21 protein-coding genes are annotated in these 20,720 nt (G+C 58.0%); 15 read left to right on the forward strand and 6 right to left on the reverse strand.

The genetic code is table 11. From position 1 onward, the window contains the following. Positions 1–12 precede the first annotated feature (12 nt). On the forward strand, positions 13–792 hold the full coding sequence (locus ALB80_RS10195; protein WP_050603965.1) for an SDR family oxidoreductase: 780 nt from the start codon (positions 13–15) through the stop codon (positions 790–792). A gap of 290 nt (positions 793–1,082) precedes the next feature. Continuing rightward, complete coding sequence (gene uvrC, locus ALB80_RS10200; RefSeq protein WP_050603966.1) at positions 1,083–2,945, forward strand: excinuclease ABC subunit UvrC; 1,863 nt, start codon at positions 1,083–1,085, stop codon at positions 2,943–2,945. Here the strand turns inward: uvrC and ALB80_RS10205 are convergent. Then, the gene (locus tag ALB80_RS10205) at positions 2,942–3,826 is read right to left on the reverse strand and encodes a DMT family transporter (protein ID WP_050603967.1); all 885 of its coding nucleotides are present in this window, start codon (positions 3,824–3,826) and stop codon (positions 2,942–2,944) included. The two genes, uvrC and ALB80_RS10205, sit on opposite strands and share 4 nt — an antisense overlap. Before the next feature lie 174 nt (positions 3,827–4,000). On the opposite strand from ALB80_RS10205, the gene pgsA reads away from it, so the two are divergent. The 3 genes from pgsA to ALB80_RS10220 are packed head-to-tail and all read left to right on the forward strand — an operon-like array spanning position 4,001 to position 5,365. Next, on the forward strand, positions 4,001–4,669 hold the full coding sequence (gene pgsA / locus ALB80_RS10210; protein ID WP_050603968.1) for a CDP-diacylglycerol--glycerol-3-phosphate 3-phosphatidyltransferase: 669 nt from the start codon (positions 4,001–4,003) through the stop codon (positions 4,667–4,669). A 3-nt stretch (positions 4,670–4,672) separates the two neighbouring features. Further along, entirely contained in the window at positions 4,673–4,918 is a 246-nt protein-coding gene (gene moaD / locus ALB80_RS10215) for a molybdopterin converting factor subunit 1 (protein ID WP_050603969.1), read from the forward strand. Positions 4,919–4,921: 3 nt separating this feature from the next. Next, positions 4,922–5,365: a molybdenum cofactor biosynthesis protein MoaE gene (locus ALB80_RS10220; RefSeq protein ID WP_050603970.1), complete on the forward strand. Its 444-nt coding sequence runs from the start codon at positions 4,922–4,924 to the stop codon at positions 5,363–5,365. A 46-nt stretch (positions 5,366–5,411) separates the two neighbouring features. Here ALB80_RS10220 and ALB80_RS10225 read toward each other — a convergent pair whose 3' ends face one another. Then, entirely contained in the window at positions 5,412–5,942 is a 531-nt protein-coding gene (locus tag ALB80_RS10225) for a hypothetical protein (RefSeq protein ID WP_050603971.1), read from the reverse strand. A gap of 355 nt (positions 5,943–6,297) precedes the next feature. On the opposite strand from ALB80_RS10225, the gene ALB80_RS10230 reads away from it, so the two are divergent. Further along, positions 6,298–7,506, forward strand: coding sequence for a PLP-dependent aspartate aminotransferase family protein (locus ALB80_RS10230; RefSeq protein ID WP_050603972.1), 1,209 nt, complete (start codon positions 6,298–6,300; stop codon positions 7,504–7,506). Between the two features lie 21 nt (positions 7,507–7,527). On the opposite strand, the gene ALB80_RS10235 is transcribed toward ALB80_RS10230, so the two are convergent. From ALB80_RS10235 to ubiA, 3 genes are all read right to left on the reverse strand, one after another. Then, positions 7,528–7,848, reverse strand: coding sequence for a hypothetical protein (locus tag ALB80_RS10235; RefSeq protein ID WP_050603973.1), 321 nt, complete (start codon positions 7,846–7,848; stop codon positions 7,528–7,530). Between the two features lies 1 nt (position 7,849). Next, the gene (locus tag ALB80_RS10240; protein ID WP_050603974.1) at positions 7,850–9,775 is read right to left on the reverse strand and encodes an OmpA family protein; all 1,926 of its coding nucleotides are present in this window, start codon (positions 9,773–9,775) and stop codon (positions 7,850–7,852) included. Between the two features lie 64 nt (positions 9,776–9,839). Then, the gene (ubiA, locus tag ALB80_RS10245) at positions 9,840–10,802 is read right to left on the reverse strand and encodes a 4-hydroxybenzoate octaprenyltransferase (protein ID WP_050603975.1); all 963 of its coding nucleotides are present in this window, start codon (positions 10,800–10,802) and stop codon (positions 9,840–9,842) included. 12 nt (positions 10,803–10,814) lie between these two features. On the opposite strand from ubiA, the gene ALB80_RS10250 reads away from it, so the two are divergent. From ALB80_RS10250 to pheT, 8 genes are all read left to right on the forward strand, one after another. Further along, complete coding sequence (locus ALB80_RS10250) at positions 10,815–11,540, forward strand: 16S rRNA (uracil(1498)-N(3))-methyltransferase (RefSeq protein ID WP_050603976.1); 726 nt, start codon at positions 10,815–10,817, stop codon at positions 11,538–11,540. Beyond that, on the forward strand, positions 11,537–12,268 hold the full coding sequence (locus ALB80_RS10255; protein ID WP_050604225.1) for an endonuclease NucS domain-containing protein: 732 nt from the start codon (positions 11,537–11,539) through the stop codon (positions 12,266–12,268). The genes ALB80_RS10250 and ALB80_RS10255 overlap by 4 nt, the downstream gene beginning before the upstream one ends. Then, entirely contained in the window at positions 12,265–12,792 is a 528-nt protein-coding gene (locus ALB80_RS10260) for a hypothetical protein (RefSeq protein WP_050603977.1), read from the forward strand. Before ALB80_RS10255 ends, ALB80_RS10260 begins: the two co-directional genes overlap by 4 nt. Positions 12,793–12,857: 65 nt before the next feature. After that, positions 12,858–14,228, forward strand: a complete 1,371-nt coding sequence (locus tag ALB80_RS10265) for a glutamate--cysteine ligase (RefSeq protein ID WP_050603978.1) — start codon at positions 12,858–12,860, stop codon at positions 14,226–14,228. A 71-nt stretch (positions 14,229–14,299) separates the two neighbouring features. After that, a complete protein-coding gene (gene pheS, locus ALB80_RS10270) occupies positions 14,300–15,373 on the forward strand; it encodes a phenylalanine--tRNA ligase subunit alpha (protein WP_050603979.1) in 1,074 nt (357 codons plus the stop codon). Further along, the gene (locus tag ALB80_RS10275; RefSeq protein WP_050603980.1) at positions 15,370–15,927 is read left to right on the forward strand and encodes a hypothetical protein; all 558 of its coding nucleotides are present in this window, start codon (positions 15,370–15,372) and stop codon (positions 15,925–15,927) included. The genes pheS and ALB80_RS10275 overlap by 4 nt, the downstream gene beginning before the upstream one ends. Positions 15,928–16,175: 248 nt before the next feature. Next, on the forward strand, positions 16,176–16,970 hold the full coding sequence (locus tag ALB80_RS10280; protein ID WP_050603981.1) for a PHB depolymerase family esterase: 795 nt from the start codon (positions 16,176–16,178) through the stop codon (positions 16,968–16,970). Positions 16,971–17,048: 78 nt separating this feature from the next. Further along, a complete protein-coding gene (gene pheT, locus ALB80_RS10285; RefSeq protein WP_050603982.1) occupies positions 17,049–19,445 on the forward strand; it encodes a phenylalanine--tRNA ligase subunit beta in 2,397 nt (798 codons plus the stop codon). A gap of 74 nt (positions 19,446–19,519) precedes the next feature. Here pheT and ALB80_RS10290 read toward each other — a convergent pair whose 3' ends face one another. Then, a complete protein-coding gene (locus tag ALB80_RS10290; RefSeq protein ID WP_050603983.1) occupies positions 19,520–20,029 on the reverse strand; it encodes a hypothetical protein in 510 nt (169 codons plus the stop codon). Positions 20,030–20,255: 226 nt separating this feature from the next. On the opposite strand from ALB80_RS10290, the gene ALB80_RS10295 reads away from it, so the two are divergent. Then, positions 20,256–20,705, forward strand: coding sequence for a YtoQ family protein (locus ALB80_RS10295; RefSeq protein WP_050603984.1), 450 nt, complete (start codon positions 20,256–20,258; stop codon positions 20,703–20,705). The last annotated feature ends 15 nt before the right edge of the window (positions 20,706–20,720 follow it).

Here is a 20,720-nt window from a genome sequence, read left to right on the forward strand (position 1 = left end):
ACGAGGTGAAGCATGACCCGAGCTTTAGTGACCGGTGCCGGTATTCGTCTGGGCCGGGCTATGGCGCTGTATCTGGCAGGTCGTGGATATGATGTGGCCGTGCATTACGCCACATCGGAACAGCCCGCGCAGGAAACTGTAGCCAAGGTAACGGCTCTGGGCCGCCAAGCGGTGGCACTGCAGGCCGATCTGCTGGACGAAGCTCAGGTTCAGGCACTGCTGCCCAAGGCAGCAGAAGCGCTGGGTGGGCCGATCACCTGTCTGGTGAACAACGCATCGATCTTTGAATACGACAATATTCACACCGCAACCCGCCAGAGCTGGGATCGCCATCTCGACAGCAACCTGCGTGCGCCATTCGTTCTGACGCAGGCTATGGCAGAGCAGGGGTTGACCGCCGACACAGATGAAAGCGGCGAACCTCTGGCCGCGGGCTTGATCGTCAATATGGTGGACATGAGGGTGCGAAAGCTGACGCCAGAGTTCATGTCCTACACCATCGCGAAAATGGGGCTGTGGGCCCTGACCCGAACGGCTGCGCAGGCCCTGTCACCTGACATTCGGGTCAACGCGATCGGTCCCGGTCCGACGGTTCAGGGACATCGCCAAAGCGAACAACATTTTCAGGCGCAACGATCGAACACGGTTCTGGAACGCGGGTCGAACCCTTCAGATATCACAGCCGCGCTGGGGTACTTTCTGGATGCGCACGCCGTCACGGGGCAACTGCTCTGCGTCGATGGAGGTCAGCATCTGGGGTGGAAAACACCGGATGTTCTGGGTGTTGAATAAGCAAATTTGCTGCAAGTTTTGCACTGCTCTCATTTCCGTTACCTTCACGTTACAAAAATGTCTTTTTTTTCATACACTTGCTAAGTTTCGAAAAATATGTTGTTAAAAAACAATTACTTATATTATTGCCTATTTTTTAAGCAGGTAAAGGAAAAGGTAAGGAAACAAGGGATTTTCCGATCCTCCAGAAACTTATCTGCATACTTATCCACAGAATCCGTGGATTTGTTTTCTCTTGATCTGAGAAGCGTGAGATTGCAGCCAGTGCCAGAGAATCATATCTCAAGGTCATGACCACCGACAGCGAATCGTCCCCCACCGGCTATGCCTGTATTCAGCGTTATGTGAAAACGCTGGACAGCTCGCCGGGCGTTTATCGGATGCTGGATGCGGACAGCCGGGTTCTGTACGTGGGCAAGGCGCGCAACCTCAAGGCGCGGGTGTCGAATTATACACGTCCCGGACATTCCGGCCGGATCGAGAAGATGATCGCCTCGACAGCCTCGATGATGTTTCTGACCACACGGACCGAGACTGAGGCGCTGTTGCTTGAACAAAACCTGATCAAGCAGCTCAAGCCCAAGTACAACGTGTTGCTGCGCGACGATAAGAGTTTCCCGAATATTCTGGTCGCGAAAAGCCATGCGTTTCCGCAGATCAAAAAGCACCGCGGGGCAAAAAAGGAGAAAGGCACCTATTTCGGCCCCTTCGCCAGTGCCGGTGCGGTGAATCGGACTTTGAACCAATTGCAAAAGGCGTTCCTGCTGCGCAACTGCTCGGACTCTATGTTCGACAGCCGAACGCGGCCCTGTCTGCTCTATCAGATCAAACGCTGCTCGGGGCCGTGCGTCGGGTTGATCTCGGAAGAGGCATACCGCGAAAGCGTCAAAGACGCAGAACGCTTCCTGTCGGGCCGGTCGACCAAAGTGCAGGAGGATCTGGCCGAACAGATGATGGCCGCGTCCGAGGCGATGGAGTTCGAACGCGCTGCTGGTCTGCGGGATCGTATCAGGGCGCTGACACAGGTGCAGACCTCGCAAGGCATCAACCCACGTGGCGTGGCCGAGGCGGATGTGATCGGTTTGTATATGGATAGCGGACAGGCCTGTGTTCAGGTGTTTTTCATCCGCGCCAACCAGAACTGGGGCAACAAGGATTTCTACCCGCGCGTCGGGCCGGATGTTTCGCCAGCCGAAGTGATGGAGGCCTTTCTGGGCCAGTTTTACGACAACAAGGAACCGCCACGACAATTGATCCTGTCGGATGCTATCGAAAACGCCGATCTTATGCAGGATGCTTTGACCGAGAAGGTTGGTCGCAAGGTGGAGATTCTGGTGCCCCAACGCGGAGAAAAGCAGGAGTTGGTTGCAGGCGCTTTGCGTAATGCACGGGAGTCTCTGGCCCGCCGCATGTCGGAAAGCGCCACGCAGGCCAAACTGCTGCGCGGGGTGGCCGAAGCGTTTGATCTCGATGGCCCGCCGGGCCGGATTGAGGTCTACGACAACTCACACATTCAGGGCACCAACGCAGTAGGCGGCATGATCGTCGCAGGCCCCGAAGGCTTTATGAAAAACGCCTATCGCAAGTTCAATATCCGAGGCGATGATCTGACACCGGGTGACGATTTCGGCATGATGAAAGAGGTGCTGAATCGTCGTTTCACCCGTCTGCAAAAGGAAGACCCGGATCGTGACAAAGGGCTCTGGCCCGATCTGCTGCTGATTGATGGCGGTGCCGGGCAGGTGAGTGCTGTGCATGAGATCATGCAGGCCCATGGGGTTGAAGACATTCCTATGGTCGGTGTGGCCAAAGGGGTCGACCGCGACCATGGCAAGGAAGAGTTTCACCGGATCGGCCAGCGGCCCTTTGCCCTGAAACGCAATGACCCGGTGCTGTATTTCATTCAACGCCTAAGGGATGAGGCGCATAGGTTCGCAATCGGCACCCATCGCGCAAAGCGGGCCAAGGCCGTAGGTGCGACACCATTGGACGAAATTCCCGGCGTGGGTGCGGCGCGAAAACGCGCCTTGTTGGCCCATTTCGGCAGCGCCAAGGCGGTCAGCCGGGCCAATCTGGTGGACCTCAAGGCGGTCGAGGGGATCTCAGCCGGGTTGGCGCAGAAGGTTTATGATTTCTTCCACGACAAAGGTTAGGCGCGCCGACCCCGCCATAGGATAAAAAGGCCTGATGCAACGATCAGCGCGCTTCCAATCCACATTGCAGGATCAAGACTCTCACCGAACATCACGACACCCAGCCCTATGCCGAACAGCAGGCGGGTATAGCGGAAGGGGGTCACGGCGGACACTTCGCCTGTGCGCATGGCCTTCATCAGCGAGGCATAGGCTATGACCCCCATCAGCACCGCGCCGGTCAGGTGCAGGCTGGTGTGGATGCCAACCGGTGCCACAGGCGCACCCTCCCAAAACCGATAGGCGAGTCCCGCCACGATAATGCTTAGGAACCCGTAAAACCCCAGAACCTCAGTCCCCAAGGTGGCTGGGGCCGCACGGCTGGCAAGATCACGCCCGGCAAACCCCAACATCCCAAGCACCGCCAGTATCGACAGCATCGAAAAGCTGTCACCGGTCGGTTGCAGAATGATCACGACACCGATCATTCCGACGAAAATGGCGCTCCACCTCCGCCAGCCGACCGCTTCGCCAAAGAACAGCGCGGCACCCGCAACCACGACAAGCGGCGTGGCTTGCAGGATCACTGTGGCCGAAGACAGAGGCGTCAAAGCAATGGCCAACACATAGAACAACCGACCAAAGATTTCGAACAGAACCCGAACTTTCATCGGGCGGGAAAGGACATCGGGATGCAGCAAGCGTTGCCCGCGGGCCAATGCGACCCCGGCAAAAATCACGGACCCGCCCGCGCCGAACAGCACCAAGACTTGCCAGATCGGAAGTACGGCCGAGGCCGCTTTCAGCAAGGCATCCTCCAAGGCGAAGCCCGCCATTGCGGCGATCATCCAGAGGCTGCCGATCATGTTCGATCGGGCATCGGTTTGAATATGCGCTGTCATCTTGCACTTTCGGGCTTGCGTTCGACTGGCAATCTGACCGCTAAGCCGGGAAAGGCCAAGAGGCACTGTTCTGTGGTGTCAGACCTGCGGCGCTTTGACCAAGCGGTTGCGAGAGATGCAGTTTTTTAACCGTTTGCCTTTTCTGTCCCGGACCGGCGATATAGGGTCCAAGCCATGAAGTGGAATTTACCCAATATCCTGACCGTCCTGCGCCTGCTGGCCGCGCCCAGCCTGGCCGTTATGTTTTTGTATTTCACCCGTCCTTATGCGGATTGGTTCGCTTTGATCCTGTTCCTGACGGCGGCGATCACGGATTGGTTCGATGGCTATCTGGCCCGAGCATGGAAGCAGGAAACCAAGATCGGTGCGATGCTGGACCCGATTGCCGACAAGGCGATGGTGGTGATCGCATTGATGATTCTGGTTGGCTACTCGACCGAACACTGGACGCCATGGCTGGTGCTGCCCGCCACCGTGATCCTGTTTCGCGAAGTCTTCGTCTCAGGTCTGCGCGAATATCTGGGCGATGTAGCGGGGACACTGAAGGTCACAAAACTGGCCAAGTGGAAGACCACAGCACAGATGATCGCCATCGCGGTTCTGTTTTCTCAGGGCATCTTTGAACACTATGCCGTGATGGCCAGTTTCGGCATGGATGCCGAGCTGGTCGAGCAAATTATCACGGGTCAGGTCGAAGACGTTAACCACCTGCGATGGAATGTCGACGGCATGTATTGGGCCGGCCAGATCGGGTTGTGGTTGCTTTGGATCGCGGCGACGCTGACATTGATCACGGGCTATGACTACCTACGTAAAGCCATGCCACATCTGAAGGAGGGCTAACCGATGGATGTTCTGTATTTCGCATGGGTGCGTGAGCGCATCGGCCTGCCGAAGGAAAAGGTCGACACACAGGCAGCCACGGTCAACGATCTTGTGGCTGAACTCAGCGCCCGGGAAGACCGCTATGCCGCAGCCTTTTCCGACCTGTCCGCTTTGCGGGTTGCGCTGGATCAGGAGCTTTCTGATTTTGATGCCTCTCTAATCGGTGTTCGTGAGGTCGCGTTTTTCCCACCGATGACAGGCGGTTAAGCGATGCGCGTCGCAGTTCAGGAAGAGGCATTCGATCTGGGGGCCGAGGCCAACGCCTTTGCCGCCGGGGATGACGCAAACGGTGCCATCGTCACCTTCACCGGCGTTGTGCGCGACCTTGCAAGCGGTGATCTGGATGTGATGGAGATCGAACACTATCCGGGCATGACCGAACGTGCTCTGACCAAGATTGCGCAAGAGGCCAAGGATCGTTGGTCACTGGGTGATGTGCTGGTGATTCATCGCCATGGTCGCTTGGCCGCGGGCGACCGGATCATGATGGTGGCCACCGCCGCGCCGCATCGCAAAGATGCGTTTGAAGCGGCGGAATATCTAATGGATTATCTGAAGTCCCGCGCGCCCTTCTGGAAGAAGGAAGTCACCAATACCGGCGCGGAATGGGTCGCTGCCAAAGACGAAGACGAAGATGCACTGACCCGGTGGTAGGTGCTTCCGGCACCCAGGTTTCAGGTGCCGGATGTGGCAGGAGAACTTAGCTGCTTTGCTCGGAATTGCAGGTACGAGCGGCTTCAATGGCTTTTAGCGTTCCGTCCAGGCTTACGGTGAAAGCGAATTCCTTTTCGGGAAACACGGTCATTTCGTATTTTTTCATAACATCATCAACGAATTGCGCATTGTTCGCCAGAATATAGCCTCCGGTGTATCCTTCAGCCAAATGCTTGGTTTTCTTGCGTGCTTCGGCTTCATAGAGGTTGCCGTCAAGCGACAGGAATATCTTTTCCTTCTTACCTTTCAAGCCGATGTCGTTCTGAGTGAAGACACCAAGATAGCCCATTTCCTGATCCTTGGTCAGGCCCATTTGCACGACGTTATTGTTTTCATCCACGCGCTCAATCAGGCATGAGCCCCGAGTTTCATCGACAAAGATGGTCCAACCAGATTCTTCGCCCCACTTTGTAAAGGTGTCGTTCTCTGATGGTATCACATCGCTTGAGGCAAAAGCCGATGTGGTTGCAAACGCTGTCAAGATGGCGGCGGTCTTAAATGTTGACTTGAGATACATAGTTCACTCCAGTTTATTGGATAGCGGACTTGGGTATGTGCAGGCAAATACGCACTCATTCATATTATTGAATTGTAACGAAAATTGGAGTCCAGCCAATTGTATCGGCCAAAATACGCCGATCATGCCGCCTTGATTGCTTTGGAAATGATGCAGAGAACAGGTGGCGTAATTCATCCGCCAGAAGATTGCATTTTGGCCGGGGACGAATAAGCGCCGATCCTGTGCAAATGACGAACCCAAAGACGCTGGGCTGCCACGGTCGTTTTTGACCCAAACCGGACACAGTTTTCCTCTGGACGTGGATGCTTGGAATTGCGCTAAATCCGAACAAACGGAGCAAGAGGAAAGCGCCATGCGAAAAGAGCTGAGAAACAAGGGTCTTGCCACGCGGTCTATTCATGCGGGCGAAGCGCCTGACCCGACCAACGGCGCATCTGCACCTGCGTTGCAAATGTCTTCGACATTTGTCACGGATCAGGTGGCGGGGTTCTCGGCCCATGATCTGGAGGAAGAGGCCCCATATCTCTATGGGCGCTGGGCCAATCCCAACGTGCGGACGCTGGAAGCCAAGATCAGCGCGTTGGAAAATACCGAAGATTGCATCTGTCTGGCGTCCGGCATGGCCGCAGCAACCGCGATTTTCCTGACCTTCCTGTCAGCCGGAGATCACGTGATTGTCTCGGACGTGTCCTATGCGGGCGTGGCAGAGCTGGCGCGGGACACACTTCCGCGCTTGGGGATCGAGGTCAGCACAGTCAACATGTCCGACCTGACGGCGGTGTCAGCGGCGATCAGGCCGAATACGCGACTGATCCATACGGAAACGCCGGTAAACCCAATCGGGCGGCTGACCGATCTGGCTGCAGTTTCCGCAATTGCGCATGACGCGAGCGCGTTGTTGTCGTGTGACGCGACCTTTGCCTCGCCACTGGGGCAGCCCAGCAAAGAATTGGGCGTCGATCTGATCATGCATTCCGTGACCAAGTTTATCGGCGGGCACGGTGACGCCATCGGCGGCGCGGTGGCTGGCCGAAAAGAGTTGATCGAGAGGATCCGCAACGAGTCGACCATTCATCACGGTAGCATCATGTCACCTTTCAACGCGTGGATGATTGCCCGGGGCATGGCCACATTGCCGCTTCGGATGAAGGCGCATCAGGCAGGGGCCACGGCTGTAGCTGAATGGCTTGAGACGCGCGGGTCTGTCACCAAAGTCGTGTATCCGGGCCTGAAATCGCACCCACAATACGAACTGGCACAGCGGCAGATGCGGAATACATCCGGCATGATCACCTTTCAGGTGGGTGACAACGCGACCGGAGAAGCATTTGCCCAGCAGATGATCGATAAACTGCAGATCGTCCACTATGCCGTGTCGCTTGGCCACCACCGTAGCCTGATCTTCTGGATGGGCACCGACTCTTTGATGCAAACCTCTTTCCGTCTGGAAGGGGCGCAGTTGGAAAGCTACCGGGATTATGCCGGGGATGGCGTGTTCCGGCTGTCGGTCGGTCTGGAAGACCCAGAGGACCTGATCGCCGATCTCGCGCAGGTTTTGTGACCCGACGGCGCGCTGGGCGCGTCAATCAGCGTTGTTGATCCGCCCGCGCAATTCTTCAGCCTCTTGCCGCGCGGCGCGCAGGCCGTCCATGGCGGCGGCCAGTTCTGCTTCGGTCTGGGTCAGTTGATTGGTCAGCTCTGCCTCGCGCTGTTGCAGATAGGTGATGGCCTGATCGCGGGTTTCTTCAGCTTCGTGCAATTCCTGACTCATCCGGTCCAGGTCGGCCACGTCGCTTTGGCGAACGCGGGACAGGCGGTGGGCCAGCCAGTTGGCAAACCAGCCCATGCAGAAGGCCGCAAACAGAATGATGGCCGTGGCGATGATGAATTCGGTTCTGTTCAACTTACTGGTCCTCTGCATCCGCATCTGGTGCGGTCGTGTCAGTCTGGTCTGTCTCGGGCGCGTCAGCTTCTGTCTCAGCCTCAAGCGCTTCGAGACCTGTTTCGTCGGCTCTGACAGGCTCGGGGCGGATCAGGCGGAATTCAATGCGGCGGTTTTCTTCCCGACCTTCCTCGGTGTCATTATCAGCGATGGGCTGCGTTTCACCATATCCCACTGCGGAGTAGCTGCTGGTAGGAATGCGTCGCCCACGCAATTCGTTCAGAATAGACTGCGCGCGTGCCTGACTGAGTTGCTGATTCATCTCTTCACGGCCCTGGCTGTCGGTGTGGCCCTGAATCTCCAGCCGAATCGACCCGCAGTCCCGCAGGATATCGGCAATCTGGTTCACGGTATCGCGCGAGGCCGAGGCAATCGTGGCTGATCCGGGTTCGAATGCGATCTTGCTGGACGCTTGGACGTCAGCGATCTGTTGTTCGCAAATCGCCGGGTCAGGCAGAGCGTCTTCAGGTTCCGGCGGTGGCTGATAGGTGATCATCAGGGTGAATTCCTGCCCCTCACCCAGCTTGTCCGACAGCTGACCAGCGATACGGGCCTTGGCGTCTTCCTCGTGGCTGAGGCCGACCAACTCGACGGTATCAGGCGTCACGGTCAGGGCCCCGTTATGCAGCTGCGCCAAAGCCTCCAGCCCGGCCAGAACACGCACAGGCCAGTCCGAGGGAAGATCGGACACAATGCGTGTGGCGGTGTAAACCTGATCGGATCCAAAAGCTGCACGGGCGTAGCTGTCGACCATGTCACGCAGGGTCTCATCGCCCAGACGGCCACGCAGTTGCACCAGCCCCTCGGGGCTGCGGGTCGCCGAGAATTCAACCGGGCCGGATGCATCCGCGATCTCTGGTTCCGGCAACACGGCGTGCAACGCAAATACGGGTGGCAAGGCGGCTTCAAGCTCACCTACTACCCGGTCAAAAAGGACAGTGTCTGTACCCTGCGCCGCAACCAACGTGATGTCCGCATCAGACAGCGTCACGGTGCCCATGCCGATTTTGGATAGCGCCTGAATGCTCTGTTCGGCGGCTTCGGGCCAGCTTGGTGAGGGTTCTCCCAGGCCGATGGTGCAACTATAGATGCCTTGTAATCCCGCCTCACGCGCGGCGGCCACGATGCGGTCGCGAGCCTGTTCATCCTGCGCAGAACAGGCGTCGAAATGCCCGCCCTCATCATCGATCAAGTAGCGCAGCGTAAAAGGTGTAATGACCGGTCGAGGGGCCGAAATCGCCAATCCGATCCTCAGGCTGGGCGGCGCGGCGCGGGTCAGATCCTGCTCGAGCTGTTGTTTTTCCTGCTGGCTGTCGGCAATCGCGGTGATGCGGACCAGATCAGAACTGGCGGAAATCTTGGCGCGGGGCAGGCGCGCCAGGGCTTCGATGGCGTAAGACACGGCAGCATCCCAGCCGTCGGGCTTGGGATAGTCCGCGGTTTCCATCAAGTCCGAAACTGCAACACTCGGGTCCAGATTGCTCAGCCGGTCGATCAGATCGGCCCTGTCCTCGCTAGCCGGAATCAGACCGATGATCGAGATACCGCTGTCGTTGCGCAGAATTTCTGCCGAGAATCGCGGTGGGGCCAGGGCCGAGGTGGCCTCGACCTCCATTTCATCAATCACACGGGATGTGTCGACCTCGGTTCCCGCAGCGGTCAACGCGTTGAACCGTGTGGCCTCGTCCGGTGCGGTTCCTGTCAGGATCACACGCAGACCGTCGGATTCGACCTCGGCCCAGTCATGACCTTTGAGGTCCAGTGAACGCCGTACAGCGAATTCTGATGTCTCTTCGATCTTGGTAACGGCATAGCTTGCCGCCACCAGGGACAGCCCGGCTGAGACCAAAAAGATCAGCACAACAGCGATAAAAAAAGGCAGACGCATGTTTGGGTTTGACACTCCTCAGGCGTTTGGCCCGATCTTTACAACCCCCAATCGGCAGGTGCAATCAGAGCAGCAACGCGACGCAGAGGAAGATCAGCGGAATCAGGCCGGTGTCTCGGTTGACCCGGAACAGTTGCAACAGCTTGGCGTTGTCTTCCAGGTCCAGACAGCGCAGTTGCCACATCATGTGCCAGCCCATTGCCCAAGGACCGCCGAGCGCAACGACCAGAGCCAGGATCGAGATGTTCGGTACCCCTGCATCAATTATGGCCAGCCCCATCAACGATACCGTCGCAACCAGAAAATACTTCAGCCACCTAGCTGTATCCTTGCCGAACAGGCGGGCTGTGGACTTGATCCCCACCAGCTCGTCATCGTCGGCATCCTGATGGGCGTAGATCGTGTCATAAAACAAGGTCCACGCGATGCCTGCCAGATACAGCGTTACTGCAGGCCACCCGACCGAACCACTATGCGCTGCCCAAGCCAAAAGCGCGCCCCAATTGAAGGCCAACCCCAGAAACACCTGCGGCCACCATGTGAACCGCTTGGCGAATGGGTAAATCGTCACCGGCAGCAAGGACAGCACGCCCATGGCAATCGCCGCCTGATTGAAACTCAGCAGGATGCCAAGCGCCAGCAGGCATTGCAGGATCATCCAGGATGCAGCCTGCCGGACGCTGACCTGCCCCGAAGGAATCGGGCGCGAGCGTGTGCGTTCAACCTGCCCGTCGTACTCTCGATCGGTGATGTCGTTCCAGGTGCAGCCGGCGCCACGCATCAGAAAAGCCCCCAATGCGCATCCAACGGCAATCCAAAGATCTTCCCATCGGGGTTGACCGTCATGCAGGATTGCCAGCGCCAGCCCCCACCAGCACGGGATCAACAACAGCCACGTGCCAATGGGCCGGTCCGCGCGGCTGAGGCGCAGATAGGGGCGGGTAAAGGCCGGGGCATAAGTGTCGACCCAGTTGCCGGTGACGGCATCGGCGACTTGACCATCTGGTGTTGGGGCATTGCCTTGCATATGTAAGGCCTCATGAGTGCGAAGATCAGACTGTATGTAGAGCAGCCCTTGGGTCAGGGGCAATCGGTTCCTTTGACGCGCGACCAGGCGCATTACCTGTTTGGCGTCATGCGTCTTGCTGTCAAAGGGCAGGTCGCCCTGTTCAACGGGCAAGATGGAGAATGGCTGGCGGAAGTGTCCGACGCGGGCAAACGCAGTGGGACGTTAACCTGCGTTGAGCAGACGAAACCGTTGCAGTTGCCGCCCGATCTGTGGTTCCTGTTCGCGCCGATCAAAAAGGCGCGTACCGATTTCATCGTGGAAAAAGCCGCTGAAATGGGTGCGGGGCGCATCATGCCTGTTCAGACCGAATTCACCAATTCCGAACGCATCCGGCAAGACCGGTTGCAGGCCCATGCAGTTGAGGCGGCAGAGCAGTGTGGTGGAACATTCGTGCCCGAGGTCGCCGATCTTCAGCGGCTGGATCGCCTGCTGGATGGCTGGCCTGAAGACCGGCAGTTGATGTTCTGCAACGAGGCCGAGGTCGGCTCTGCCCTGCGATTGGCTGCCAATGAAAAAGGTCGCCCGTGGGCGATTCTCATCGGCCCGGAAGGTGGCTTTTCCAATAAAGAGCGCGCCCGTCTGTCAGCTTTGCCCTATGCGCATGTTGTCAGCCTGGGTCCGCGCATCCTACGGGCGGATACGGCGGCTGTGGCTGCGTTGACGATGTGGCAGCAGGCGCTGGGGGATTGGTCGTGAAAGGGAAATATCAGGACTGGCTGGTCGCTCAAGGCTACAATGAAAACACCTGCAATACCCAAATGGCCCATATTCGGGCCATTGAGAAGCATTATGGTGAATTGCTGCCCCTGCTCTCAGACGGTGGCCTGGACAAGCTGGTCGAGGACTTCACCTATTCGAAAGAAGATGAGCGGGCTGGGCGGCCCAACCCGAGTAAGGTGGATTTTAGCGGCAGAGTCTACACCCGTCTCCAATCGTTGAAAGGCGCGTTACGCCGATATGCGCGGTTCGTTTCGGAAGGTTTTGATCCTGAGTTGGATGAACCTACACCTAGAGATCCGACCGAACATGCCAAGTCGGAGCAATCTGAGAAACAGCGTTTCGCGTTGGAGCGCGACATGCAAGCAGCCTTGCGCAGAAACATATCCGCTCTGGAGATTGGCCTGACCATCATAGATGACGGCGCGGAACGTTCGGTCGATTCTGGATTCATCGATATCCTTTGCGAAGACCCGTCCGGTCAGATGGTTGTCATTGAATTGAAAGCCGGGAAGACAGATAGCCGGGTTGTCGGGCAGATTCTGGGATATATGGGCGATCTGATCGCCGAAGACGAACCTCAGGCCATCCGTGGAGTGATCGTGGCTCACAGTTTTGACAAACGGACATTGGCCGCAGCGCGCGCGATCCCCAACTTAAGACTTGTGACTTACGCAATAGAGTTTTCCTTCGAGGCCCTGTCATGAGTTTCATCCGACCCGAGGCAAAACTGGCGCTGTGGCGTTGGCGCGAAGTTCTGGTTGCAGTCTTTGTCCTGATCCTGGGCCTTAGCTGGGTCAGCGGGCCGGGTGGGTTGCTGGCATGGTTGGGTTGGGTCTTGATCTTGGTGTCTGCGGCGCTGGCCGTGATTGGCGTGCAGCGCGCCCGGTTCAGAACCGGCGCAGGCGGGCAGGGCGTCGTGACGGTGGACGAAGGACAAATCACCTATCTCGGCCCTCTGGATGGCGGTATTGTTGCGACTCGCGAAATTGAAAGGCTTGCGCTCGACCCGACCTCAAGCCCCGCGCATTGGGTTTTGGATCAGTCGGGACAGCCGACGCTTCACATTCCTGTGAATGCAGAAGGGGCCGAGGCATTGTTTGACGTGTTTTCCAGCCTGCCTGGGCTGAAAACGGAACAGATGTTGTCAGAACTCAACGGCAAATCGCGGCATCCCGTGGTCATCTGGGAACGCACCCCGTCGCGCCCAGCGCATTTGCGGTTGCATTGACACTAGCGTCATTTAAGACCACGACTGACCTTCAAGACAGATACATCAGGATCGGAGCACGGTTCATGTCCATCCCTCAGTCCGGCGGCGGTCCGATCGAACGCCATGAACAACTGGCCGAATACCTGGAATCAGGCTGCAAACCCAAAGAAGACTGGCGCATTGGCACCGAACACGAAAAGTTCGGCTATTGCAAAGACACGCTGAAGCCGCTGCCCTTTGAGGGCAAACGCTCGATTGTGGCTGTGCTGGAAGGTCTGCGGGACCGCCATGGTTGGGGCGAGGTGCGCGAAGGCGACAAGCTGATCGGTCTGGAAAAAGATGGTGCCAATGTCAGCCTGGAACCGGGTGGCGCGCTGGAGCTGTCAGGTGCCCCGTTGGAGACGATCCACGAGACCTGCGATGAGGTGAACATCCACTTGCGTGAGGTGAAGGATATCGCCGATGAGATTGGCGTTGGCTTCATCGGCTTGGGTGCCGCCCCGATCTGGACCCACGAGGAAATGCCGTTGATGCCCAAGGGGCGTTATCGGCTGATGAACGACTATATGGAGAAGGTCGGCACCATGGGCCGCGCCATGATGCGGCGCACCTGCACCGTGCAGGTCAATATCGACTTTGGGTCCGAGGCTGACATGGTGCAGAAACTGCGTGTTGCACTTGCGCTTCAGCCGGTGGCGACCGCTCTGTTTGCCAATTCGCCCTTCTTCGAGGGCAAGCCCAACGGTCAGAAAAGCTGGCGCAGCCATATCTGGCGGCATCTGGACGATGCGCGCACCGGGATGCTGCCTTTTGTGTTCGAAGACGGCTTCGGGTTCGAGCGCTACGTGCAATATGCGCTCGATGTGCCGATGTATTTTGTCTATCGCGATGGAAATTATATCAACGCGCTGGGCATGTCGTTCCGCGATTTCCTGAAAGGTGAGCTGCCAGCCCTGCCGGGCGAAACGCCGACCCTCAGTGATTGGGCCGATCACCTGACCACCGCCTTCCCCGAAGCGCGGATCAAGAAATTCATGGAGATGCGCGGCGCCGATGGTGGCCCATGGCGTCGTCTCTGCGCGCTGCCTGCTTTCTGGGTTGGTCTGACCTACGATCAGGGCGCGCTGGATGCGGCCTGGGATCTGGTCAAGGGCTGGGACGCTGAAACGCGCGAGGAACTGCGTGTTCAGGCCGCGGTTCATGGCCTTCAGGCGCAGGTCGGCGACATCAACATGCATGATCTGGCGCGTGAGGTCGTAGCGATTTCTGAGGCGGGCCTTAAATCCCGCGCCTTCCCCGGTGCGGGCGGTCTGGTCCCGGACGAGACGCATTTCCTGAATGCGCTCAAGGAAAGCATCGACACCGGCAAGGTTCCCGCTGATGAGTTGCTGGATCACTACAATGGTGACTGGAATGGCGACCTGACCCGGATTTTCCCGGAATACAGCTATTGATCCGCACCGTCCCGCTTGCATTCGCAGGGCGGGGCCGATAGCAGGTTCTCGACCAAATTCAGAGGGCCGTCATGGACGATCTTAAGGCAAAATACCTGGGCCAAATCGCCGAAGCTGGCGACGAAAACGCACTTGAGGCGATCCGTGTCGCGGCTGTTGGCAAAAAAGGCGAGGTCGCGTTGAAGATGCGCGAGCTGGGCAAGATGACACCCGAAGAGCGTCAGGTTGCAGGCCCCGCCCTGAACGCCCTGAAGGATGAGATCAACTCGGCTCTGTCCGCCAAGAAGGCCGCTTTGGCAGATGCCGCGCTGGATGAGCGTCTGCGGACCGAATGGCTGGACGTCACCTTGCCGACCCGTGCACGCCGTCAGGGCTCGATCCACCCGGTCAGCCAGGCGACCGAGGAACTGACTGCGATCTTTGCCGAACTAGGCTTCTCCGTCGCCGAAGGGCCGCGGATCGAGACCGATTGGCACAACTTTGACGCCCTGAACATCCCCGGCCATCACCCCGCGCGGGCGGAGATGGACACGTTCTACATGCACCGCGCCGAGGGCGACAATCGCCCGCCGCACGTGCTGCGTACCCATACCTCACCCGTCCAGATCCGTTCTATGGAACTGCAGGGCGCGCCGATCCGCATCATTTGTCCGGGCGGCGTGTATCGCGCTGACTATGACCAGACCCACACGCCGATGTTCCATCAGGTCGAGGGGCTGGCCATCGACAAGGACATCTCGATGGCGAACCTGAAATGGGTTCTGGAAGAGTTCGTGAAAGCGTTCTTCGAGGTCGACGATGTCGAGCTGCGCTTCCGCGCCTCGCACTTCCCCTTCACCGAACCGTCGGCCGAGGTCGATATCCGCTGTTCCTGGGACAACGGCCAGCTGAAGATCGGCGAGGGTGACGACTGGATGGAGATTCTGGGCTCGGGCATGGTCCACCCCAAGGTGATCGCCGCCGGTGGGATTGATCCGGACGTCTATCAGGGTTTTGCGTTTGGGATTGGTATCGACCGTTTGGCGATGCTGAAATACGGCATCCCTGATTTGCGGGCATTCTTTGATAGCGATCTGCGTTGGTTGAGGCACTACGGGTTCGCGGCACTGGATATGCCGAACCTGCATGGTGGTTTGTCGCGGTGAGCGAAGTGGACGTGATCACGGCATGCGAGAATGTGTGTCGTGATTTCAATTTCCTGGGTAACTTGGGAGAATGGGTAAATAACTTTGGTCCTGCGATAGCATTTTTGGGTGGTATCGCTTTGTTCTTCTTGCAGCGAAAAAATGATCGCACTGCAGCATTGAGAGCTCGTCGTCTGGAAGTCTATCTAGAAACAGTCGTTGTACTGCGAGATGTTATCTTAGCCTTACGATATGATGCTGCCATAACAGAGATTGGCAAGTTGTTTCGTCAATTCGAGATGAGTTATGCAAAGGTCCTTCTTTCGGGAGTGGATGACGTAATCGAAGTTACAAATGCTGCTAGAGCATCAGTCATGAGTGCGATGGAGGCACATGCTTCCAAAGAAACACGGCGTATTGTTGAGGCAAACGCGGAAACAGAACGTCTATTTATCAAGTGTATCGATCGAATGCGACAGGACATGCACTTTGGAACCGGAGTTTCATCAGAGTTTTCTTCCGATGAAGTCGCAGACAGAATTAAAGAGCTGATGATTGAGGCGAACCTTAGCTAGATATTAGCTTACCAGAAAGGCGTGGAGCAAAGGCCGATAGGCCGCCGCGCCATCGCCAGACCGCCCGCACGGGCTGGCGATTTGTCCCTGCAAGCGCTCCGTTTGAACGATACACGGACATGGCCACCATAAACTGCCCATCACAACTGGAAGATCGCCATCCCACGGTCTGGCGATAGCGCGGCTTGTCACAATCTCCCACGGGGTTGTGACGTGACAGCGGGCGCAGGCTCGCTAGGTTTCGGTGGATGATTTACCGACTGCTCTGCCTTCTTCTGCTGACCGCAACCCAAGCCGCCGCCGTGGACACGTGCCACGGCGATACCGCCTGTCAGGTCGGCGACCGTTCATACCACGTTCTGGAACCTGATGGCTGGGACGGAGAAACGCCTCTGCCGGTGTTGCTGCATTTCCACGGCTGGGCGCGGCAGGGGACTGTGGTGGTGAATCACGAACGAATCGCCGGGGCGACCAAGCTGCGCGGTGTGTTGCTGGTAGCCCCGAACGGATTGGGCAAAAGCTGGGATTTCTGGACCTCGGACACCGGCGATGTATCCTTTGCGGATCGGGTGCTTGAGGATGTAGCGAAACGTTATCCGATTGATCCGGACCGTATCTATGTCTCGGGCTATTCCTTCGGCGGTGCGATGGCGTGGCGCTATGTGTGCCAGTCGGGCAACGACGTTGCCGCCTTGCTGGCCGTTGCAGGTTCGATCCGTCAGACGGCAGACTGCCCCGAAGCCCCGCGCGAGGTGCGTCACGTGCATGGTCTCAGCGATACGGTGATGGACTTCCCTTATGGCGCAAATGGTGACACGACCTATCCGGTCGCCTTGTGGCGCGCGGCCTATGACTGCCACGATGCCACGCCGCGTGGTGAGTGGAGCGTGGTGCCGATCCTGACCCTCAGCCGGGTGGAATGGACGGATTGCGCGCAGGGGCATGTGGTACTGGACACCCATCCGGGCGGGCATTTCATCCCCCACGGCTGGATCGGGCGGCAGTTGGACGAGCTTTTGGGCCGCACCCCCACCTATCCGTGACGCGCAGCGCTTGCACCCCGGCTCATTCTTTGCCATTGCCTGTGCCAAACGGATGTTTGCCCAAGAAGGCCGCTTGCAATGAAATTCACACTGTCCTGGCTCAAAGACCACCTCGATACTGACGCTTCGGTTGATGAGATCGCCGAGGCGCTGACCGATCTTGGCCTTGAGGTCGAAGAGATCGTGAATCCGGCGGACCGGTTGGCTGGTTTTACGCTGGGCCATGTGAAGCACGCCGAGAAACACCCCGACGCCGACAAGCTGCGCGTCTGCACGGTTGAGACCGATGAGGGCGATCTGCAGATCATCTGCGGTGCCCCCAATGCGCGCGAAGGCATCACCGTCGTGGTCTGCAAACCCGGCATGTATATTCCCGGTCTGGATATTACCATCAGCGTCGGCAAGATCCGGGGCGTCGAAAGCTTTGGCATGATGGCGTCCGAGCGTGAGCTGGAGCTGTCGGAGGAGCATGACGGTATCATCGAGCTGCCCTCAGGCGAGGTCGGCGACCGTTTTGTCGACTGGTTGGCCGAAAATGATCCGTCCAAGGTCGATCCGATGATCGAGATTGCGATCACGCCCAACCGTCCGGATGCGCTGGGTGTCGAAGGGATCGCGCGCGATCTGGCCGCACGTGGGATCGGGACTTTGAAGCAGCGTGACTATGTGCCGGTTCCGGGGGATTTCGAGTGCCCGATCAAAGTCAGCATTGACGAAGACACTCTGGATGGCGCACCGCATTTCACGGGTCGATTGATCCGGGGTGTCAAGAACGGTCCAAGCCCGCAGTGGCTGCAGGACCAACTGAAAGCTATTGGCCTGCGTCCGATCTCGGCCTTGGTGGACATCACCAATTATATGACCTTTGATCAAAATCGCCCTCTACACGTTTTCGATGCGGATAAGGTGCAAGGCAACCTGCGAGTGCATCGCGCCAAAGGTGGCGAGACGCTGGTGGCGCTGGATGAGAAAGAATACACCCTGCAGCCCGGTATGATGGTGATTTCGGACGACAAAGGCGCCGAATCCATCGCCGGTATCATGGGGGGCGAGGAAACCGGCTGCACCGAAGAGACCGTGAACGTGTTCCTCGAAAGCGCGTTTTGGGATCATGTGCAGATTGCGTTGACCGGGCGTGCGCTCAAGATCAATTCGGATGCGCGCTATCGTTTTGAGCGCGGTGTCGACCCGGAATACACCCGCGAAGGGTTGGAACACGCAACCCAGATGATCCTGGATATCTGTGGGGGTGAGGCATCCAACGTGGTTGAAGCTGGCAAGGCTCCGAACCACGGGCGGGCTTACAAGCTGGATGCGGCACGGGTGCAGTCTCTGGTCGGCATGGATATTCCGGAAAGCGAACAGCGTCAGACCCTGACCCGTCTGGGTTTCCGCCTTGAGGGTGAGATGGCCCATGTTCCCAGCTGGCGCCCCGATATCATGGGCGAGGCCGACCTGGTGGAAGAAGTCGCGCGGATCGCATCCCTGACCAAGTTGCAGGGTAAACCGCTGCCACGCGTCACCGAAGGCATCCCGAAACCCGTGATGACACCGACACAGCGCCGTCAGTCCATGGCACGCCGTACCTGTGCAGCGCTGGGCTACAACGAATGCGTCAGTTATACCTTCATTGATCAGGCCTCGGCGGCGTTGTTCGGTGGAGGCGATGAAGCCACGCAACTGGAAAACCCGATCTCGTCTGAGATGAGCCATATGCGCCCCGATCTGCTGCCCGGCCTGTTGCAGGCCGCTGCCCGCAATCAGGCACGCGGCTATGCGGACGTGGCCCTGTTCGAGGTTGGCCCGGTCTTCCATGATGGCGAGCCCGGCGACCAGAAAACCCAGATCACCGGACTGCTGGTGGGACGGTCTGGTCCAAAGGATGTACACGGCGCTTCGCGGCCGGTGGATGTGTTCGATGCCAAGGCGGATGCCGAGGCTGTCCTGACCGCCATAGGCGCACCTGCCAAGGTCCAGGTTCTGCGCGATGGGGATGCATGGTGGCATCCGGGGCGTCACGGCAAGATTTGCCTGGGTCCGAAAAAGGTGCTGGGCGTGTTTGGCGAACTGCATCCGCGTGTGTTGCAAGCGATGGATATCAAAGGCCCGGCGATGGCGTTTACCATCTGGCCGGACGAGGTGCCGTTGCCGCGTAAATCCGGTGCGACCCGTGCCGCGCTGGAGCTGCGTGACCTTCAGGCGGTCGAGCGTGACTTTGCCTTTGTGGTTGACGAGGGTGTCGAGGCGCTGACGCTGGTAAATGCTGCAGCGGGTGCCGACAAAGCGCTGATCGAGGACGTACGTGTCTTTGACGAATTCATTGGCGGCAGCCTGGGCGAGGGCAAGAAATCTCTCGCCATCACGGTGCGCCTGCAACCTTCGGACGCGACGCTGAAGGAAAAAGACATCGAAGCGGTGGCCGAGAAGATCATCGCCAAGGTTACCAAAGCGACCGGCGGCGTTCTGCGCGGCTGAACCGACTCCTGATAACTATTCAAAGAAAGAGGGGCTCCGGATTCGGAGCCCCTTTTCAGTTTGCAGATGCCAAATCAGTAAGAGACTTTTGCATGCAGGAAGTCTTTCCAATTCTTGAGATGCGTCCATCTCTGCGCAAAGCGCTCGACAAACTTTTTGGTAAACGCATCAATGTACGCGTGGTCAGCCGAGGTCATCGCTTCGCCTTCTCGATCTCCGGAGGGGATGCGCAATGTGTCGGGGTCTTTGTAAGCCGGTACCCGAGCAGGGTTTTCTCTGCCCTGATCAGCACATATTCGGTCTAATTCGTCCATCAGGTAGTCAGCTTTAGCTTTTTGGGCGACGTAGTGGCAAATCCATTGGTCAGACTCAAAATCCAATTCCACTACTTCTTGTCGCAGGCGACCTATTTCTTCCCGGAGCTCAGCATTGGTGGCTTCTTCCGCATTGATACGCTCTTGTTGCGCAACCGCATGGGCAACGACCTGACCAATCCCTTTGGCCACGTCTTTCATATCCCGGTTGTTCTGATTCAGCTTGGTAATCGATGCCTGCCGAACAAACCCGTCGAAAAACCCGCCCATCGTTCCGTCCTTGTCTTGCGCTCCGTTTTTGCCACCTGAAGGTGGTCTCGGAAACTGTTTCAGATCATTGCTTTACTCGAACCTTGTCGAAAATTGCGAGAGCGGTCAACGACCGTTTCAACTCTTGCGGTTGTAGCAGGAAATTCCGCCTCGTTTGCCCAATCCCTCTCTTGGGTTGTCGCAGCAATAGCACTAGGGTCGCCGCAAAAGGTTAAAGGAGATACCCATGGGCCTGAACGTATACCTCTCTGGCGAAATCCACACCGACTGGCGCGAACAGATCATCGACGGCGCGCAGGGTTTGGACATCATCTTCAGCAGCCCGGTAACCGATCATGACGCCAGCGACGATTGCGGTGTTGCCATTCTGGGGGAAGAGCCGAACAAGTATTGGCACGACCACAAGGGGGCGATGGTCAATGCAATCCGCACGCGCAAGGGTATTGCGGATGCTGATGTGGTGGTCGTCCGGTTCGGCGACAAATACAAACAATGGAACGCCGCCTTTGACGCGGGCTACGCAGCCGCGCTCGGGAAATCCATCATCGTGCTGCACGGCCCCGACCATCAACACGCGCTGAAAGAAGTTGATGCAGCCGCGCTGGCCGTGGCGGAAGAACCCGCTCAGGTGGTCGAAATCCTGCGCTACGTGTTGACAGGCGCGCTGCCGAGCTAAGCCGCAAAAAAAGGG

It is taken from the genome of Ruegeria sp. 6PALISEP08 (assembly GCF_001238295.1).
Taxonomy (GTDB): Bacteria; Pseudomonadota; Alphaproteobacteria; order Rhodobacterales; family Rhodobacteraceae; genus Ruegeria.

What these genes read in the sequence shown, in the direction of transcription:
- ALB80_RS10295 (WP_050603984.1), top strand. Translation starts at nt 20,256, where the DNA reads ATGGGCCTGAACGTATACCTCTCTGGCGAAATCCACACCGACTGGCGC.
- ALB80_RS10220 (WP_050603970.1), top strand. Translation starts at nt 4,922, where the DNA reads ATGCGCGTCGCAGTTCAGGAAGAGGCATTCGATCTGGGGGCCGAGGCC.
- ALB80_RS10230 (WP_050603972.1), top strand. Translation starts at nt 6,298, where the DNA reads ATGCGAAAAGAGCTGAGAAACAAGGGTCTTGCCACGCGGTCTATTCAT.
- ALB80_RS10225 (WP_050603971.1), bottom strand. Translation starts at nt 5,942, where the DNA reads ATGTATCTCAAGTCAACATTTAAGACCGCCGCCATCTTGACAGCGTTT.
- uvrC (WP_050603966.1), top strand. Translation starts at nt 1,083, where the DNA reads ATGACCACCGACAGCGAATCGTCCCCCACCGGCTATGCCTGTATTCAG.
- ALB80_RS10280 (WP_050603981.1), top strand. Translation starts at nt 16,176, where the DNA reads ATGATTTACCGACTGCTCTGCCTTCTTCTGCTGACCGCAACCCAAGCC.
- ALB80_RS10240 (WP_050603974.1), bottom strand. Translation starts at nt 9,775, where the DNA reads ATGCGTCTGCCTTTTTTTATCGCTGTTGTGCTGATCTTTTTGGTCTCA.
- moaD (WP_050603969.1), top strand. Translation starts at nt 4,673, where the DNA reads ATGGATGTTCTGTATTTCGCATGGGTGCGTGAGCGCATCGGCCTGCCG.
- ALB80_RS10205 (WP_050603967.1), bottom strand. Translation starts at nt 3,826, where the DNA reads ATGACAGCGCATATTCAAACCGATGCCCGATCGAACATGATCGGCAGC.
- pheT (WP_050603982.1), top strand. Translation starts at nt 17,049, where the DNA reads ATGAAATTCACACTGTCCTGGCTCAAAGACCACCTCGATACTGACGCT.
- ALB80_RS10265 (WP_050603978.1), top strand. Translation starts at nt 12,858, where the DNA reads ATGTCCATCCCTCAGTCCGGCGGCGGTCCGATCGAACGCCATGAACAA.
- pgsA (WP_050603968.1), top strand. Translation starts at nt 4,001, where the DNA reads ATGAAGTGGAATTTACCCAATATCCTGACCGTCCTGCGCCTGCTGGCC.
- ALB80_RS10250 (WP_050603976.1), top strand. Translation starts at nt 10,815, where the DNA reads ATGAGTGCGAAGATCAGACTGTATGTAGAGCAGCCCTTGGGTCAGGGG.
- ALB80_RS10195 (WP_050603965.1), top strand. Translation starts at nt 13, where the DNA reads ATGACCCGAGCTTTAGTGACCGGTGCCGGTATTCGTCTGGGCCGGGCT.
- ALB80_RS10260 (WP_050603977.1), top strand. Translation starts at nt 12,265, where the DNA reads ATGAGTTTCATCCGACCCGAGGCAAAACTGGCGCTGTGGCGTTGGCGC.
- ubiA (WP_050603975.1), bottom strand. Translation starts at nt 10,802, where the DNA reads ATGCAAGGCAATGCCCCAACACCAGATGGTCAAGTCGCCGATGCCGTC.
- ALB80_RS10290 (WP_050603983.1), bottom strand. Translation starts at nt 20,029, where the DNA reads ATGGGCGGGTTTTTCGACGGGTTTGTTCGGCAGGCATCGATTACCAAG.
- pheS (WP_050603979.1), top strand. Translation starts at nt 14,300, where the DNA reads ATGGACGATCTTAAGGCAAAATACCTGGGCCAAATCGCCGAAGCTGGC.